Source organism: Pseudoalteromonas ardens (assembly GCF_030125445.1).
Taxonomy (GTDB): domain Bacteria; phylum Pseudomonadota; class Gammaproteobacteria; order Enterobacterales; family Alteromonadaceae; genus Pseudoalteromonas; species Pseudoalteromonas ardens.
Window position 1 is genome coordinate 23,751 of the sequence record NZ_JASJUV010000012.1, and the last position, 16,898, is coordinate 40,648.

Genomic DNA, 16,898 nt, shown 5'->3' on the forward strand with positions numbered 1-16,898 from the left:
ATTAGTTGTCCCGGTAAACCTCAGCCAAAATTTGGTCCGCACCTTGTGCCAGCAAAGATTCCGCCAGGCGGACTCCCAATTGCTCTGCATCGGCAACCGGTCCGCTTTGCTCGCCGCGTAAAATCTGGCTACCGTCTATCGCACCAACCAGCCCGCGCAAGGTAAGTTGCTCGCCGTCGATTTCTGCATAAGCGCCAATCGGCACCTGGCAGCCACCTTCCAGACGACGGTTCATTGCGCGCTCAGCCAGCACACGCATGCGCGTTTCACTATGTTCAAGCGGGGCAAGCCAGGCCTGAACCTGCGCATCGTCGCTACGACATTCAATACCCACGGCCCCCTGGCCATTGGCAGGCAGTGAGTCTTCAACACTCACAAAACTGGCGATCCGCTCTGCCATCTCCAGTCGGATCAAGCCCGCAGCGGCAAGAATAATGGCATCGAACTCACCGGCATCCAACTTCGCCAGGCGCGTGTTCACATTGCCACGTAAATCTTTGATCACCAAATCCGGACGCTGGGCCCGGATCTGACATTGGCGACGCAGGCTTGAAGTGCCGACAACGGCACCTGCCGGAAGCTCAGACAGCGCCTTGTAGCGGTTCGAAACAAATGCATCACGGGGATCTTCACGCTCACAAATGGTGTGCAGTTCCAAACCATCAGGGAAATCAACAGGGACATCTTTCATCGAGTGTACGGCAATATCCGCACGACCTTCCAGCATGGCTTGCTCCAGCTCTTTCACGAATAGTCCTTTGCCACCGATTTTCGCCAGGGGGGTATCCAGGATTTTGTCGCCTTTGGTCGACATGGGTACCAGTTCAACCGTCAGATCGGTGTGGAACTTTTCCAGTTCAGCTTTCACATACTCGGCCTGCCATAAGGCCAGCGCACTTTTTCTTGTTGCGATGCGCAACACATTTTTTTTCGTCGTCATGCTTTACTCAGTCTGCTCACTATTGAGCGGTTGCGATAATTCTAAAGGTTTTTTGCGCCAGTAGCCGATCATCTGCGGTGATCACTTCAATACGCCATTGACCACTTTGGCTGGGCATTATGTTTTTGCTGGAGTAGGTGCGATGCCGGTACGCACTGATGGCCAGATCAATTTCTGCCATTAACTGATCCTGATGAAACCATAAATGGCGAATGGTTTGTCCCTGCAAACCACGTACTTCAGTAAAGAAATACAGCTTATCCGAAAAGGCCGATTGCTCAACACTGTCTTTAAGCACATTCACCGGTTCCCGGTTCATCACTTCAGTGGTCAACACGGCACGGCTAATGTGCTTGGTATCCACCTGAGCAGCCATGGCCACACTGGCAACCTGTGCATCCTCAGCAAAACGCTTAGTCGGAGTATTGTTGGTGTCTTCGTCAACGGTCAGCTCAGTAGTCTCCTGCTCATCAGCGACCACCTCTTGCTCATCGGTCAGCTCGGGTTCCACCTGACTGTTTACCGCTGCTGCCGCCACAGCCAAATTCGCTGTGGCTTGCGGCAATGCAGCCACTACCGGTTCGGATACTAATGGTGCAGAGACAGGCTCAAAGGCCAGCTGCCCATCGGGCTCACTGACAGGCTCAGATGTGTCCATACCACTAGCGTCAATAACACTGTCGGCCTGAGCCGTTTGCTGGTAAGTATTCATCGTCGTCACAGGCTGTTCATCGGCACTGACCGAATTCACGATCCCATAAAACAAAGCAGCCAGGCCACATGCTGCCGCGCTGCCGACCACACCAATGCGGCGCCAGTGGTATTGGTATGTGATGGACTTAGCCGGGGCCTCATTTGCTTTCGTTACCGCTGTTTTAATCACAATGCGTTGTGTCATGGGGGATCACTCTGTTATCACGTTAACCTGGCCTGTAACCAGGTGCGAATTGCCTCCAGCTCTTCCTGACAAACCTGATGCTGCATCGGGTAATCCTGCCAGCTTACTTCATAGCCTTGTGCTTGTAAGGTTTCAAATGCTTGTCGCCCTGCGACCATAGGAACCACGGGATCCAAGCTGCCATGGGCCATAAATACGTTCAGGTCGGTTTGCACTGCTTGTTGCGCAAGTTTTTCAGGGGCACACATATAGCAAGATAACGCCATCACGCCACCCAGGCGCGCCTTGAAACGCGGCGCCACATGCAGGGCCATCACCCCGCCTTGCGAAAAACCGGCTAAAATGATGCGCTCAGCTGGGATACCAGCCGCCAGTTCAGCCTCAATAAGCGCTTCAACCAACTTCGCAGAGTCTCTCACACCCGCTTCGTCAGCTCTTTTATCCAGATCAAAGGATTTGATGTCGTACCAGGAACGCATCACCATGCCATTGTTCACGGTGACCGGCTGTTCTGGCGCATGTGGAAAAACAAACCGTACGCCCAGTTCAGCAGGTAATCGTAACTCAGGGGCAATCGGCAAGAAGCCCTCTCCGGAATCACCAAGACCATGTAACCAGATCACGCTTGCCCTGTGGGTTCCCTGGGCCGGGTATTCTACAAACGGCAACATCAGTCGTGCTGCCATTCTATGGTCTGACCGGCCTGACGCGTGGCAGCATCACTCATAAACTGCCAGAACTCAGCGCCGCTGCGGTTGTCTATCCACTGCGTATCGCGCAACTCAAAATGATGCCCATTAAACTTAGTGGCGACCCACACCTGATGTAACGGGGCTTGCTTGTTAATCACAATTTTACTTCGGTCCGGAAAAATAATTTCCAGGATCCCGGATGCCGATTCATAATCCAGGTCGACCTCGCAGTCGTCAATTTGTTCCTCAATGGTCAACATTAACGCATCGGCTAACTCATGATATTCATGATCTGTCATAGCTTGATCCTTACTGTGCAAACCCCGAAAGTCCGCCGCTCGGACGGAATTAAATTTACTTTCTAAGCTGCTTTTTTTACCAATTCTGTTACTCTGCGATTATAAAGGCACTGACATCATTAATCTAATGAAAGCGACATACACTCAATTTAGCCTATTTACCCTGATCTTGACCAGCCTCTTGCTACTAAGTGCATGCGGTCAGAGTGGGCCTCTGTATTTACCCGAGCAACGTCCCCAGCCGACCAATGCGCCTGAGCAAGCACCTCAGCCTGCCCAGGATACTACACCGTCTGAAGACAATGATACGAAACAGGAGTCGTAAATGGATTTCTTTCACTACCAGGATAACCAATTGCATGCCGAGCAGGTGCCCATAAGCGACATCGCTGAACAGTATGGTACGCCCTGTTATGTGTATTCACGCAAGACGCTGGAGCGTCATTATCATGCATTCACCGATGCCGCACAGGGGCATCCGCATCTGGTTTGTTATGCCGTCAAAGCCAACAGTAACCTGGCGGTACTCAATGTCCTCGCCAGACTCGGTGCAGGCTTTGATATCGTGTCCCAGGGGGAATTAGCACGGGTGCTCAAAGCAGGCGGCGATGCGGCCAAAATAGTGTTTTCTGGTGTCGCTAAAACCGCGCAGGAAATCGCCTATGCACTCAAAACAGGCATTAAGTGCTTTAACGTCGAGTCTGCTGCTGAACTGCATCGCATCAGCGAAGTCGCCAGTGAGCTCAATCTGCTTGCGCCTGTTTCAATTCGTGTGAACCCGGATATCGATGCCAAAACACACCCCTATATTTCCACCGGACTAAAAGAAAACAAGTTTGGTATCGATATCAAAGAAGCCTTTGATGTCTATCAGCTGGCTTGCGCTTTGCCGGGTCTTGAGGTGGTGGGCATAGACTTCCACATCGGCTCACAGCTTACTGAAGTTGCCCCCTTTATTGCCGCACTGGATAAAGTACTGGCCCTGGTCCAAACGCTGGAATCAGCCGGTATCACACTGAAGCACCTGGATATTGGGGGTGGCCTGGGCGTGCCGTATGACAGCGAAAAGCCCCCTCATCCCAGTGCCTATGCGGCTGAAGTCAAAGCGCGACTGGCAGACTATCAACATCTGGAGCTGATTTTTGAACCTGGGCGTGCCATTGCCGCCAACGCCGGGCTGTTAGTCACCAAGGTGGAGTACCTCAAGCCAACCAAAGATAAGCATTTTGCCATTGTTGATGCGGGCATGAATGATATGTTGCGGCCCTCGCTATATCAGGCCTGGCAGCAAATCATTGCCGTTGCCCCCAGGCAGGACGATACCCCATTGCACACTTATGATGTTGTGGGTCCGGTGTGTGAAACAGGTGACTTTATCGGGAAAGACAGGCCGCTGGCCATTCAACCCGGCGATCTGCTGGCACAACGCGGTGCGGGCGCCTATGGCTTTACGATGAGCTCGAATTACAATTCACGCCCTCGGATTGCAGAAATCATGGTCGACGGCGATACTTGTCACTTGATCCGCAAAAGAGAGACTTTGGAATCACTGTGGCAGGGTGAGCAAGTGCTTCCGTAATGGCGCACAGCATGGCAAAGTAGGGTTATCACAATCATAAAATAGGTGCGGTGCATACTGGCCGCCGACACCAAAATAGATAAGGCTTTATGTTTGTAAATTTTTCTAAGATGCATGGTCTGGGTAATGACTTCGTGGTCGTGGACAACGTGACCCAGAATGTCTTTTTGTCACGAGACCAGATCCGTAAACTGGCACACCGTAATTTTGGCATCGGTTTCGATCAGCTGCTTTTGGTTGAACCGCCCTATTCCCCGGATCTGGACTTTCACTACCGCATATTCAATGCCGACGGCACAGAAGTAGAGCAATGCGGTAATGGCGCACGCTGTTTTGCCCGCTTTGTACGCATGAAAGGCCTGACCAATAAGCATAAAGTGAGTGTTTCCACCAAGGGTGGCAACATTACTCTGTTCACTGAAAAAGATGGTCAGGTCACTGTCAACATGGGCAAACCAGAGTTTGCACCAGCGCAGGTCCCGTTCAAAGCAAAACAGCAAGAGCAAACCTATATTTTGCGTGCCGAGGAACATACCGTCTTTTGTGGCGTGGTTTCCATGGGTAACCCCCATTGTGTGATTGAAGTCGAGGATATTGAACAGGCAGACGTCGACACATTGGGTCCCTTACTGGAACAACACGAACGTTTTCCAAAACGTGCTAATATTGGCTTTATGCAAATCATTAATCGTGAACACATCAAGCTACGAGTCTGGGAGCGGGGAGCTGCAGAAACACTGGCATGCGGCAGTGGGGCTTGCGCCGCTGCGGTGATCGGCATTGCTCAGGATAAACTGGCCAGTACAGTGCGAGTCGACTTACCCGGTGGTAGTATTCAGATACGCTGGAATGGGCCAGGGCAAAGCGTCAAAATGACCGGTCCTGCAGAACACGTCTTCGACGGACAAATTGCATTATGAGTCACTCCCCAGAGCCACTGACACCCGAGCAGGTACAGGCATTTCTCCACCAGCATCCTGATTTTTTGCTGGCGCACCCTTACCTGCTGCTGGAGCTGAACCTGTATAACGACACACAAGGTGCACCTAACCTGGCGTTATTGCAACAGCGCACATTGCGTGAGCAAAACCAGCAACAAAAAAAACAAATTGCGCAGATGGTCGCGCATGCACAAGAGAATGAACAGATTTATCGGTTGTTCAGCGAGTGTCAGCGACGCCTATGGCAATGTCAGGATGTCGGTGCACTGAGTGTGTTGTTAAGTGATGAACTAACACAGTTGCCTAACGTCAGTCACTGCCAACTGGTCAACCTCAGTGACGACAGTGAACAAGCCCGTGCGCTCAATGCGCTCAGGCACAGTCGTCTGAAAGCGTGTAACCGTTATCTGGGTCGCCTGAGCGCCTCAGAACGTAGCAGCCTGATCTCAGACACCCGCTGTCAGTCCTTTGCCCTCTATCCACTCGGAGAGAGCGATAACCCACATGTGGTATTGCTCTTTGCCAGTCATTGCGCCGATCATTTCGCCCCCGACAACGGGGATCTGTTCGTCAGTGAGCTGGTGTCTTCTTTGCAGCTCAGATTGCAGCATCTGGCATGAGCAAGCCGCACCTTGATGCGAACCCCAACGCGCTCGGTCCGGGCTGGCTGGAGCCAATTGCTGACTTTGCTGCCTATTTAAAGTTTGAGCGCCAGTATTCGGCACACACACTCGGGCAATATCAGCGTCAGTTATTGCAAGCCGCCACGTTTTTTGCCCCACACTGTGATCACTGGCTGGCCGTCAGTAGCGAGCTGGTCAGACGCTACTCAGTGCAACTACGCAGCCGACAATATAATCCACGTAGTATCAATCTAAAGCTCAGCTGTGTACGCAGCTTGTACAAGTTTCTGCAGCATAAGCAATCCGTCAACCATGACACCCATAACCCGGCACAAGGGCTGCGAGGACCAAAGTTTCAAAAACCACTCCCCAAAAGTCTGGATGTGGATCAGATGGCGCAACTACTGGATATAGAGGATGACGATATACTCGCCGTACGCGACAAGGCCATGATGGAACTGATGTATTCCAGTGGGCTGCGAGTCAGTGAACTGGTCAACGCCAACCTGCATGATATCCGAGATGGCGAGATCCGGGTACTGGGCAAGGGCAATAAAGAACGAGTTGTACCGGTTGGCTCTAAAGCCCTGGACGCCATAGCACAGTGGTTAAAACACCGTCCGCAATTTGCCCAAGCCGATGAGCCTGCGCTGTTTGTCAGTAAGCGAAAAACCCGAATTTCGGTGCGCCATGTGCGCGCCAGAATGCAGGAGTGGGGGATCCGCCAGGGGATAACGGGCACCATTCACCCTCATAAACTACGCCACTCCTTTGCCACGCACTTACTCGAATCCAGTGGTGATCTGCGGGCCATACAGGAAATGTTAGGCCACACCAGTTTATCCGCCACCCAGGTCTACACCCATGTCGATTTCGGCCACCTGGCAAAAGTGTACGACAACGCGCACCCCAGAGCCCGCAAACAACGCAAAGACTGAGTAGGCTTTCAGGCATTCTTTAGGTACACTCAAGCGGACCAAAAAACCAAGAGAGATGTTATGCGATTTAACCGTGCCATTGATGAGATTCAGGTGCTGAGCTTTGACCTGGACGATACGCTGTATAACAACCACCCCGTGATCGCAGCTGCGGTCAAAGCGATGAACGATTATGTCAATGCACTGGCTCCCTGGCGTGCTCAGGGCCCACAGTTTTGGCTCGCATGTCGCCAACAGGTTGCCTTGCAGCAACCAGAACTCACCCATGATGTCACCCGTTGGCGTCAGGTTGCACTGCGCTATGGTTTACAACAAGCTGGATTCAGCGCCTCGGACATAGATCTTCATGCCGAGGCAGCCTATCTGGCTTTCGCTACGGCCCGGAGTCAGATCGTGGTCGATGCCTCAGTACTGACGTTATTGGCACGCCTGAGAAAGCGCTTTCGGCTCATCGCTATCACCAATGGCAATGTGGAAGTTGACCGCTTCAACCTGGCTGGCCAGTTCGAATACGTACTCATGGCTGGTCGAGATGGCCGCGCCAAGCCCCATGCCGATCTGTTTGACGCCGCGTGCCAACAGTGCGCAGTAGCACCGCACCAGTTGCTACACATTGGGGACAGTCTGGATACAGACGTACAGGGTGCAAACCTGGCAGGATGTCGCAGCGTATGGCTCAATAACCAGGATACGTCCTATCGTTATCTGGGCCTTGCCGATCTCGAAATTTCAGACATTCATGCCCTGTCTGTGCTGGCTGATTAAACGCACAAACACGTTTATTTCAACAAACGGACTGGCGACCTCGTCGTCAGTTGCAAAATTTTAACAAATCACGTACTAATAAGACTTTCGTATAATAAAACAACAATCGGAAGTCTATTATGTCATCACTGGATACCCATCAGGATACCGGGTTTTTTGGCCACCCTCGGGGCCTCTCAACCCTCTTTTTCACCGAAATGTGGGAGCGCATGAGCTATTACGGTATGCGCGCCCTATTGGTACTGTTTATGACAGCGTCTTTACAAGAGGAAGGCCTTGAGTTTACTGTCGCCGCAGCGGCTGCCATCTACGGTTTATACACCGGCGCCGTGTACTTTCTGGGTTTACCGGGTGGCTGGATTGCAGATCGTTTGCTGGGTGGACAACGTACCGTCTGGTATGGCGGGATCATCATTATGTGTGGCCACATCGTGCTGGCCATTCCCGCCCATGAGACCTTTTTCATTGGGCTTATCCTGGTCGCCGCCGGTACGGGTCTGCTAAAACCCAATATCAGTGCGATGGTTGGTCAGCTTTATCGTGATGAAGACGAACGGCGCGATGGTGGCTATGCGCTTTATTACATGGGTATCAATTTAGGCTCTGTGCTGGGGTATACCATCTGTGGCTATTTCATGGAAAATCTGGGCTGGCACTGGGCATTCGGTGCAGCCGCTGTGGGCATGGGCGTTGGCCTGATCCAGTATCGTAAAACCCTGGGTAATATTGCCCATGTTGGTGATCAACCCAGTAACCCGCTGTCTGCAGAGAAAGCACGCAAGGCCTGGTCGGTCATAGGCGCAGTGGTTGCCGTCGTCGCTGGCGTCGTAGCACTGACCTATACAGGACTGCTCATCATTAACCCGGTTGTTGTTGCCCAATATGTGGCCGTGGCGTTTACCCTCATCTTCTTCGCCTATTATGGGTTCATCTACTTTGCCGGTGACCTGGCGCACGATGAGAAACGCAAAATGTGGGCACTCTTTTTAGTTTGTGTGGCCTCAGCCTGCTTCTGGTCCGGGTTTGAGCAGGCCGGATCTTCACTGAATCTGTTTGCCCGCGATTACACTGACCGACTCATTGGCGACTTTAGCATTCCTACTGCCTGGTTCCAGTCTACCAACTCCTTTTTTATCATCATCTTGTCTCCTTTCTTTGCAGCCCTGTGGATCAACCTGGCAAAGCGCATGATTTCCCCGTCATACACAGTTAAATGCGCCATTGGCCTGGTGATCATGGCCAGCGGCTTTATTGTCATGTTCTTTGCCGCCCAATATGCTGCTCAAGGACTTAAAGTGGCCCCTATGTGGCTGGTAACCACATACTTCCTGCATACAGTTGGTGAATTGTGTCTAAGCCCGGTGGCGCTGAGTGCCGTCAGCAAACTATCGCCAAAACGCTTTGCCGGACAGATGATGGGCGTGTTTGTGTTAACTTACTCAATCGGGAACATCATCTCAGGCCTGCTAGCTGGTAACTTTGACCCCAACAACGTTGAACAGATGCCAAACCTGTACCTGCAGATCAGCCTGTTCTGTATTGGCGTGGGGATCCTGGTTGGCCTGTTTGGCTTGCGAGCCAAAATCTGGGAAGGTCAGACTCAACAACAAGCCGCTTAGTCGCTCCGGGGCCGGCCTTACCCGGCCCCGGATTAAGCCCCCGCTACAGAGACAGAGAAAAACCAGGCATCGCATCTGGACACTGTCTGGAAATTGGGTAAGCTGGCAAGGTTGCTGTCACACTCTACGGCAGTTGGTGAAATACACCGCGCATTCATGCGACCTTGCCGATGTGAAACGCTTATTTAATAACACAAAAAGCGTGTGGCACAATGATCCGTTCGCGAGTGTTATTATTTTCACTCCCCGTATAAAACAGCCAGACAATCAACGGAGTTGCTATGCAAACCATCGCTATTACCGGCGCGACCGGACTACTGGGACGTGCACTCGTCAAAGTACTGGAGAAACAGCACACAATCATAGGGTGTGGCTTTCGCCGTGCCGCCCCGCCACTGGTGTCGCTAGATTTATCCGACCAGCAAGCCGTCAACGCTTTTCTCGATCAATATGCACCGGATGTGCTCATCCACGCTGCGGCAGAGCGAAAGCCTGATGTTTGTGAAACAGATCATACTCAGACGCTCGCACTGAATGTGGCCGCCAGTGAGCACCTGGCAACACAGTGTAGCCAAAGGGGTATTCGCTTATTTTTTATCAGCACTGATTACGTTTTTGATGGCACTCAGCCGCCTTATACTGAGCAGGCACACACCAACCCGCTGAACTTTTACGGCCAAAGCAAACAACAAGCTGAACAAGCCGTGCTATCGAGCGACCCTTCACATAGCGTGATCCGAGTGCCAGTGCTGTACGGGGATGTTGAATATCTGGCTGAGTCGGCTGTCACAGTGATCGCTGAGCAACTCAAACTGAATGCAAAGAGCGCCCATGATGACTGGGCTATTCGCTTCCCTACCCATGTCGAAGATATCGCGCTGACACTGGCGGATCTGGTGGCACTTCCGGCAGAAAAGCTGGGCGGTATTTATCATGTATCGGATAACCAGGCGATGACCAAATATCAGATGGCACGCACCATAGCACCGCTGCTGGGCTTAGATGGTGAGCAGCTCATCGCGGTCCCTGAACCCACCCAAAGTGCAGCCCGGCCACATAACTGTGCGCTCCAGGATACTCGACTGCATTTGTTGGGGATCACTCACCAACGCGAATTTGGTGCTGCGATTGCTGCTGTGCTGGCCCGGCACGAATAGGAGTAATATACAATGCAGGTGAAATCGATGCTCTTGGGGCTGTCTTTGCTACTCAATGGCTATTTGGGCTGGCAGCTATATCGTCCTTCACCTGCCGTGCCAAATAACCCCCCCACAACATCAACTACCCCAGTTGCCGTGACAACCCCACCTAATGACCGCCAGACACCCATATTAATTACCCAGGCACAACAAGCATTCCAGCAGGCCCACTATGAGCGAGCTCTGGCCAGTCTGCTGCAAGCGCGAGAAACACACCCACACGCGGTGAGCCAATCTGCTAAGCGGTGGTGGCAGTGGATCAATGCACAGCTGGACCAGGCTTCGCACGCTCAGCTTTTTGCACAGCTCGCTCTGGTACAGGGTTTCCTCAGGGCAGAACCGCAAGCACTGGCAGCACAGCGTCTTGAGATTCTTTTATATCAGGCGCTTGCACAGCCCGACGAAGCACTCAACCGCCTCCTCATTGCGTACAGACACAACCCCCATTACGCTGATTGGCAGTCTCTGGTCGATACGTTATTGGTATCGCGCCTGGTTGAGCTGAGCGAGCAACAACAATGGCATGAGCTGCTGACTCTCGCCGCGCCCTGGTACGATGAAAAGCCACACATGTTGCCGTTGCTGACACACCAGGTCAAAGCGCATCTGGCTTTATCTCAACCTGACGAAGCGCTGTTTTTAATCGCGCAGGCAGACGACACCTTGCGCCACCATCAGGAAACAGCAGCGCTGCGACAGCAGGCGCAGGCTTTACAGCAAGGGGTTACGCATGTGCCATTGCGCCGTCTCGGTAGTCATTTTGTGCTTGAAGCCCAGCTGGCGGGCACCACCATCGAATTGATGATCGACACCGGCGCCAGCGTCACATCGCTGACCCAGCAACAATTTAACACGCTGATCCAGGCTGTGGATTACCTTGACACCCGGACCGTATCGACAGCCAATGGACTGGCAAATGTAGAATTTTATCAAAGTGAGCAAATGCAGATTGGCGATCAGGTACGCGGGCCCATACAGTTTGCCGTCATGAATGAAATGCGCGCCGGACCGGGTTTGCTGGGCATGAATTTTCTGCGTCACTTTGATTTTGACATCGATCAGCGTAACGCCGTACTGATTTTGCGCCCCCGCAGTCAGAATTGATATACTGCGCTTTTGCTTCCCGGTTTTACTTTGTATGCAGCCAATGCGCCTAGCCAAATATCTGAGCCACTGTGGTGTCTGTTCCCGCCGTCAGGCGTCACGATTAATCGAAGCCGCCGAGGTCACGGTGAATGGCCACCCGGCTAACCACATAGATCATGTCACAGAGGCCGACCATATTCTCGTCAGCGGCCAGTTGGTTGAGGGGCCGGCCCCCAAACAACTTTACATGTATCACAAACCGGTTGGTATCGACTGTAAATTACGCCCGGACGACCCAAGCAGCCTGAGCCACTATTTGCCACCCGGTGAGCGCGTCTACCCCATTGGCCGATTAGATAAAGACAGCCATGGACTGCTCCTACTAACCAATGACGGTGAGCTTTGTAACCGCCTGATCCACCCAAAACATCATCAGGAAAAAGAGTACCGCGTAGTGGTCGACCGTCCCTTTGACGCCCAATTTTGTGACCGGATGAGTGCGGGGGTGCCGGTCGACGGGGTGATAACCCAGGCCTGCCGGGTTGAGCCTGTCGCTGCGGATACCTTTACCATTGTCCTCAGGCAGGGGTTAAATCGTCAGATCCGTAAAATGGCACGTTACTGCGGTTACCGGGTGGTGGATTTATACCGGGTGCGAATAGCAAACCTGAAACTCGATCCGCAAGTTTTGCCAGCAGGGCACTTTCAGCCGATTGCGATGACAGAGCTTAAGCTCGAAGAGGAAGAAAAATAGTACCGCCCAATCGATTGTCTGGGCGGTAAAAGTAGCATCGATAAACAGTATAGCGCGCAGCCGATTGCAGCACACTGCGGCATATTGTCGCACCATCATTTCCACGCGTTATGCTGAATATTTTTCAAGGGTCTGGCATTTCTGTGCAGGTCCGGTTAGTTTCAGTGTTCCGATATTCATCAAAGCCGAAAAATATGGAATGGATTGCCTTTACCTGCCTGGCCGCTTTCAGCCAGGCCTGGCGTAATGCGCTGCAAAGCCGCCTGAGTCAACACGCCAGCGTTGCCAGCGTCACACTGGCCCGCTTTCTGCTGGCCACGCCCCTGGCCGCGTTATACCTGCTGGGCCTGTATCACTGGCAAGCAGCACCCACACTCACTCTGAACCCAACACTGATAGGCTATATTGCAGGCGCGAGCATTATGCAGATCATTGCAACCGGACTCATGGTGGTATTATTCAAACGTAATAATTATGCAGTCGGTGTCGGACTGGCCAAAAGTGAGGCTTTGTTGGCTGCCATCCTGGGCATGGTCTTTTTTGGCTCTCATCTGAGCGCGCTGGGCTGGTTAGGCGTCCTGCTGGGCGGTATTGCGGTGCTGTTACTCAGCGGTGTTACACTGCGCCATTTTCAACTGACGACCGCCTTGTTGGGGCTTGCCTGTGGCGGAGCCTTTGCCCTCACCTCTTTGTGGGTACGAGAAGCCAGTATTGCCACCCAGTTACCCTTCCCGCACAGTGCAGCCTGGGTGCTGTTACTGGTGCTATCCTGCCAAACCTTAATACTGGCTTGCTACCTGAGCTATGCGGAGGCAGGTTCCTGGCGTCAACTGTGGCAACACCGCCGGCTCACCTGTGCCATCAGTACCACCAGCTGTATCGGCTCCGTTGGCTGGTTTAGTGCTATGAGTCTGCAACACGTTGCCTATGTAAAAACACTCGGCCAAATCGAGGTATTCTTTTCGCTTGCCATCGCAGTGTGGTGGCTAAAAACACCGGTTGCCCGGCGTGACACCCTGGGTTTACTGCTCATCGCACTGGCTGCAATCCTGGTTATGATGGGTTAGGTGACTGGTCTGGCATAAATTTTCAGGGAAAAAACGCCGGCACTTTCTATACTGAATATATTGCAACAATGATAACTGAGTGCCTTACGTGCCGATTGCGCAACATTTTTATAGTCAGCCGGATGAAGTAGAGCTGGTCAAAGTGAAGCTGTTTAAGCAAGTCGCTTACTATTGTTTATGCTTACATTTGCTGTTTATCTTTGCTTTTTGGTACAGCCATGTCTACATCCTGTCCATCGCCAATATCGCCAGCGTTGCAGCCTGGGCAACAGGGATTTATCTGCTTAACCGGGGTCACAGCCACCTGGCACTGCGGGTTTTTTGTGTCGAAGTGACGGGTCACTCGGTGCTGGTATGTGCCACGTTAGGAATGGATTATGGCTTCCAGTATTACCTGTGGACCATTGCCTGTATGTTGCTGCTGGATATGAAGCTAAAGTTACGGTTGGCCATTGTTTTGTCCCTTAGCATGATTGTGTTATTTGCCCTGCTGTATGAGCTTTACAGCACCGTAAATACCCCTTTTATGCTCCAGGAGTACGCCCGCTCTATTCACTTTATCAATGTGTTCGTGTGCGGCTTACCCATGATCTACGTTATTGGCCATGTGCGCGAAAGCACCTTTATTCAGCGCCGTCAGCTGGCTAAGCTGGCAGCCAGAGACCCGCTCACCAATTTATTTAATCGCCGCTATGCCAAAGAACTGATCCTCAGAGCGCACAGCAGCTGTGCACACAACGGACAAAGCCTTTGTGTGGTCATGGCCGATCTCGACCATTTTAAACAGATTAATGACCAACTGGGTCATGATATGGGGGATGAGGTGCTGCAAACCGTCTCTGATATCTTGCGCGAGCATGTCACCGATCAGGATATCGCCGTCAGGTGGGGCGGTGAGGAGTTTTTGCTCGTGCTGGTTGATTGTACCCAGGAAGAAGCGCTCATACGCATTGAAACATTGCGGCAAACCCTTGAGAAGCAACGCTTTAATGGCGAAGAACTCACTGCAACGATGAGTTTTGGCGTGGCTTTGTGGCATACCGCTTTGCCTTTTTCTGTCACTTTGCAACTGGCCGATGATGCACTCTACACCAGTAAAGCACAGGGCCGCAATCGAGTGACTGCGGCCCACACCAACTAGTTGATAGGTGTAAATGTGATGCGATGATTAATGGCTCCGGGTAATAAAGGGACTGCTTCGCCCTGCGCATAGGCGCTGAAGCCAGCCCGGTAAAAGGGTGACAGCGGGTGACCACTTTGCCCACCCGCGACACTCATTATCGCCTTATCCAGATGACCAGGTTGGGCAATAAAACGTTGAGATGCGCCAAATGCCGGCTTTTGTACCGCTGGCATATAACTGTCACCAAAACCGGCCACCACCGGCATATCCAACAAGCCACTGAGCAGCGGTATTTGCCTGCTAAACGGGTGCTTTACTTCAAGCTGGTTGACCCGTCCCCATTGCCACGCGGCCATATCCCTGCCTTCAGTTTCACGCAACTGCGATTTCGCCGACTCATAAGCAGCCAGCAGCATGGCATCCCAATCACTGTACTGCTGCTGCCAGTGCGCTGGTCGCTCGTGGATCAATTGCCATGCAGCGGGCTCAAGATAGCGCTTCAGGGGCGACAAGCTGCCGTCAACTTGTTGCAAAGTGTGCTCAACCGGCGCAAACAGCAGATCCAGGGTATGATCGCGAAAACGCCTGACCAAAGTATAACCAACTGACTCAGGACAGGCACAAGCCTGCCAGTCAGATAAATACCCGCTGTCTCGCGCATAACTGTCGCCCTCATTGGCAAGCAGCGCACTCAGCAACTGATGCCAGGGGACTAAAAAGCGTGCTTCATTGTCGAGTTGCAAGCGCATAAAATCCGCTTCATCAAACTGATTCTGCGCCATCAGGCGATCACGGATCTGCACTGACCGCGCACCCAGTGCATATCCACCATCACCGAAACGCTGATGTTGCTGCGCCGAAACCACCCGTGAGTTGGCAGTCCAGATCTTGCCATGGGTTGGGTTTTTAACCACCGGCCGCTGCACTTCATTACGTTGCCAGTCGTCACTGTAAGCCTGACTGGGTATGGCTGTATCGCTGGGTACAGCGCGCCCTGGTACAGCCCCCGTAGGGCGCCAGGCCGCATTCCCTTGGGCGTCCACAACCACCATATTCTGAACCGGAATAGCTATTTGCGCAGCACGTTCCAGTGCGTCATCGACACTCTCTGCCGACTCCAGTCCCAGTAGCCCCAGATTGACCGCGTAATCCTGATGCGCCACCCAGCTCAATGCATAAGCTTCGTCCCGGATCTGCTTAACCGGCCCGTAATCACTTAATGTCAGGGTAAATGCCTCACTCCTGCCACCCGGTAACTTAAGTTGTTCAGTAACCTGCCAGGTAGTGTCGACCTGTGGGTCCAGCTTGATCCAGTCAGCCGTATCCAGATAACCATTGGTAAACCCCCAGGCTACCTGATTGTTACTGCCCACAACCACAGCAGGCGCGCCAGGTAGAGTAACCCCGGATACCTGGATCACCTCACCTGAGGCGGTGTCATAATTAAGCTGAGCGCGGTACCAGATAGCAGGTGTGTTTAAACCCAGATGCATATCGTCAGAAAGCATTGCTGCTCCTGTTTTAGTATGCTGTCCTGTTACTGCCCAGTTATTACTACCAAAAACTGAAAGCTCTTTAATATGAGCCACGCCTTTAAATTTAGTAATGTCGTCTAGTTTTGGTATTTTGATATCATTTTTAACGACTTCACTACTATCTAGCGCCGCCTGATAATTACTTGGCTGAATAATAAAGTACTTCATTTCCTCACCAAGTAGTGATTCAACTAAAATGAGTGCTTCATCTCTTTTTAATGTGCTTTCTTGTAAATCCAGGTACATACTAAAAATAACTAACAAGCTATCTTCTGGTTGCCAGGGTCGTACTTCTGCGCCGAGCAGGAGATACTCAAAGCCCTGTACGCCACTTTGCGCCTGTCCTTCATTGACCCCCTGAGCGTAACGCGCCAACAAACGCTGCTCTGATGCCGGTAGCTGTTGTAATATGCGCTGACTCAGCGTACGAAATCGGTGAAACCTCAAGCGTTTGTCCAGTCCAAGCGCTGCTTCACCAAATAACTCACTTAATTCTCCGGCCGCATTGCGACGCAACAGATCCATCTGGAAAAAGCGATCCTGACCGTGCGCAAAGCCGAGCGCGTAGGCAGCATCATGTCGGTTCCGCGCGGTGATCACCGCCTGACCAATCGCATCCCGTTCCAGCGTCACTGGTGCACTCAACGCCGTCGACTGACCCTGCCCATCGAGCGCAGGCAAACTCAGTGATAAAATGCCATATACCACTGCACTGGCAGCAAGTGCGAGTAACACCAGCACCGCAATCCCGCGTTTCAGCCACATCAGCATATTTTTCCCTCACTTGGTTGATTAATGACCTTAGCCAGCTTAGCGTTAATTAAGCGCGATTGCATTACA

The 16,898-nt window shown here is 52.3% G+C and carries 17 protein-coding genes; 12 read left to right on the plus strand and 5 right to left on the minus strand.

Annotated features, from left to right (window positions below):
* Position 1: 1 nt before the first annotated feature.
* From hemC to cyaY, 4 genes are read right to left on the minus strand one after another with little or no spacing between them, the layout of a single operon-like run.
* On the minus strand, positions 2-940 hold the full coding sequence (hemC, locus tag QNM19_RS23410; RefSeq protein WP_049863459.1) for a hydroxymethylbilane synthase: 939 nt from the start codon (positions 938-940) through the stop codon (positions 2-4).
* 19 nt (positions 941-959) lie between these two features.
* On the minus strand, positions 960-1,838 hold the full coding sequence (locus tag QNM19_RS23415; RefSeq protein ID WP_049863458.1) for a DUF2914 domain-containing protein: 879 nt from the start codon (positions 1,836-1,838) through the stop codon (positions 960-962).
* A 17-nt stretch (positions 1,839-1,855) separates the two neighbouring features.
* Entirely contained in the window at positions 1,856-2,509 is a 654-nt protein-coding gene (locus QNM19_RS23420) for an alpha/beta hydrolase (RefSeq protein ID WP_049863457.1), read from the minus strand.
* A complete protein-coding gene (cyaY, locus tag QNM19_RS23425; protein WP_010387071.1) occupies positions 2,509-2,829 on the minus strand; it encodes an iron donor protein CyaY in 321 nt (106 codons plus the stop codon). Before cyaY ends, QNM19_RS23420 begins: the two co-directional genes overlap by 1 nt.
* A 127-nt stretch (positions 2,830-2,956) precedes the next feature.
* Here cyaY and lptM point away from each other — a divergent pair, with 127 nt between their 5' ends.
* The 12 genes from lptM (at position 2,957) to QNM19_RS23485 (ending at position 14,541) form a co-directional block, all read left to right on the plus strand.
* Positions 2,957-3,154 carry an LPS translocon maturation chaperone LptM gene (gene lptM / locus QNM19_RS23430; protein ID WP_049863456.1) on the plus strand — a complete coding sequence of 66 codons (198 nt, stop codon included), beginning with the start codon at positions 2,957-2,959 and terminating at the stop codon, positions 3,152-3,154.
* Entirely contained in the window at positions 3,155-4,408 is a 1,254-nt protein-coding gene (gene lysA, locus QNM19_RS23435) for a diaminopimelate decarboxylase (protein ID WP_049863455.1), read from the plus strand.
* A gap of 89 nt (positions 4,409-4,497) precedes the next feature.
* Positions 4,498-5,328 (plus strand): diaminopimelate epimerase, encoded by an 831-nt coding sequence (gene dapF / locus QNM19_RS23440; RefSeq protein WP_010387068.1) that lies wholly within the window; start codon positions 4,498-4,500, stop codon positions 5,326-5,328.
* Positions 5,325-5,969 carry a DUF484 family protein gene (locus QNM19_RS23445; protein ID WP_049863454.1) on the plus strand — a complete coding sequence of 215 codons (645 nt, stop codon included), beginning with the start codon at positions 5,325-5,327 and terminating at the stop codon, positions 5,967-5,969. Before dapF ends, QNM19_RS23445 begins: the two co-directional genes overlap by 4 nt.
* Positions 5,966-6,910 carry a tyrosine recombinase XerC gene (xerC, locus tag QNM19_RS23450; protein ID WP_049863452.1) on the plus strand — a complete coding sequence of 315 codons (945 nt, stop codon included), beginning with the start codon at positions 5,966-5,968 and terminating at the stop codon, positions 6,908-6,910. The genes QNM19_RS23445 and xerC overlap by 4 nt, the downstream gene beginning before the upstream one ends.
* 60 nt (positions 6,911-6,970) lie before the next feature.
* Positions 6,971-7,675 carry an HAD-IA family hydrolase gene (locus QNM19_RS23455; protein ID WP_049863451.1) on the plus strand — a complete coding sequence of 235 codons (705 nt, stop codon included), beginning with the start codon at positions 6,971-6,973 and terminating at the stop codon, positions 7,673-7,675.
* Positions 7,676-7,794: 119 nt separating this feature from the next.
* Positions 7,795-9,294: a peptide MFS transporter gene (locus QNM19_RS23460; RefSeq protein WP_417712667.1), complete on the plus strand. Its 1,500-nt coding sequence runs from the start codon at positions 7,795-7,797 to the stop codon at positions 9,292-9,294.
* Positions 9,295-9,575: 281 nt separating this feature from the next.
* Complete coding sequence (locus tag QNM19_RS23465) at positions 9,576-10,451, plus strand: dTDP-4-dehydrorhamnose reductase family protein (protein WP_049863450.1); 876 nt, start codon at positions 9,576-9,578, stop codon at positions 10,449-10,451.
* Positions 10,452-10,463: 12 nt separating this feature from the next.
* Positions 10,464-11,597, plus strand: coding sequence for a retropepsin-like aspartic protease (locus QNM19_RS23470; protein WP_049863449.1), 1,134 nt, complete (start codon positions 10,464-10,466; stop codon positions 11,595-11,597).
* Positions 11,598-11,640: 43 nt separating this feature from the next.
* Complete coding sequence (locus tag QNM19_RS23475; protein ID WP_049863448.1) at positions 11,641-12,333, plus strand: pseudouridine synthase; 693 nt, start codon at positions 11,641-11,643, stop codon at positions 12,331-12,333.
* Between the two features lie 194 nt (positions 12,334-12,527).
* Entirely contained in the window at positions 12,528-13,400 is an 873-nt protein-coding gene (locus QNM19_RS23480; RefSeq protein ID WP_049863446.1) for a multidrug transporter, read from the plus strand.
* Positions 13,401-13,479: 79 nt separating this feature from the next.
* Positions 13,480-14,541 carry a GGDEF domain-containing protein gene (locus QNM19_RS23485; protein WP_284027276.1) on the plus strand — a complete coding sequence of 354 codons (1,062 nt, stop codon included), beginning with the start codon at positions 13,480-13,482 and terminating at the stop codon, positions 14,539-14,541.
* Here QNM19_RS23485 and QNM19_RS23490 read toward each other — a convergent pair.
* Positions 14,538-16,829, minus strand: a complete 2,292-nt coding sequence (locus QNM19_RS23490) for a penicillin acylase family protein (protein WP_284027277.1) — start codon at positions 16,827-16,829, stop codon at positions 14,538-14,540. The two genes, QNM19_RS23485 and QNM19_RS23490, sit on opposite strands and share 4 nt — an antisense overlap.
* Between the last annotated feature and the right edge of the window lie 69 nt (positions 16,830-16,898).

Coding starts and splice junctions, on each gene's coding strand:
- hemC (WP_049863459.1), bottom strand. CDS start 940: ATGACGACGAAAAAAAATGTGTTGCGCATCGCAACAAGAAAAAGTGCG.
- QNM19_RS23415 (WP_049863458.1), bottom strand. CDS start 1,838: ATGACACAACGCATTGTGATTAAAACAGCGGTAACGAAAGCAAATGAG.
- QNM19_RS23420 (WP_049863457.1), bottom strand. CDS start 2,509: ATGTTGCCGTTTGTAGAATACCCGGCCCAGGGAACCCACAGGGCAAGC.
- cyaY (WP_010387071.1), bottom strand. CDS start 2,829: ATGACAGATCATGAATATCATGAGTTAGCCGATGCGTTAATGTTGACC.
- lptM (WP_049863456.1), top strand. CDS start 2,957: ATGAAAGCGACATACACTCAATTTAGCCTATTTACCCTGATCTTGACC.
- lysA (WP_049863455.1), top strand. CDS start 3,155: ATGGATTTCTTTCACTACCAGGATAACCAATTGCATGCCGAGCAGGTG.
- dapF (WP_010387068.1), top strand. CDS start 4,498: ATGTTTGTAAATTTTTCTAAGATGCATGGTCTGGGTAATGACTTCGTG.
- QNM19_RS23445 (WP_049863454.1), top strand. CDS start 5,325: ATGAGTCACTCCCCAGAGCCACTGACACCCGAGCAGGTACAGGCATTT.
- xerC (WP_049863452.1), top strand. CDS start 5,966: ATGAGCAAGCCGCACCTTGATGCGAACCCCAACGCGCTCGGTCCGGGC.
- QNM19_RS23455 (WP_049863451.1), top strand. CDS start 6,971: ATGCGATTTAACCGTGCCATTGATGAGATTCAGGTGCTGAGCTTTGAC.
- QNM19_RS23460 (WP_417712667.1), top strand. CDS start 7,795: ATGTCATCACTGGATACCCATCAGGATACCGGGTTTTTTGGCCACCCT.
- QNM19_RS23465 (WP_049863450.1), top strand. CDS start 9,576: ATGCAAACCATCGCTATTACCGGCGCGACCGGACTACTGGGACGTGCA.
- QNM19_RS23470 (WP_049863449.1), top strand. CDS start 10,464: ATGCAGGTGAAATCGATGCTCTTGGGGCTGTCTTTGCTACTCAATGGC.
- QNM19_RS23475 (WP_049863448.1), top strand. CDS start 11,641: ATGCGCCTAGCCAAATATCTGAGCCACTGTGGTGTCTGTTCCCGCCGT.
- QNM19_RS23480 (WP_049863446.1), top strand. CDS start 12,528: ATGGAATGGATTGCCTTTACCTGCCTGGCCGCTTTCAGCCAGGCCTGG.
- QNM19_RS23490 (WP_284027277.1), bottom strand. CDS start 16,829: ATGCTGATGTGGCTGAAACGCGGGATTGCGGTGCTGGTGTTACTCGCA.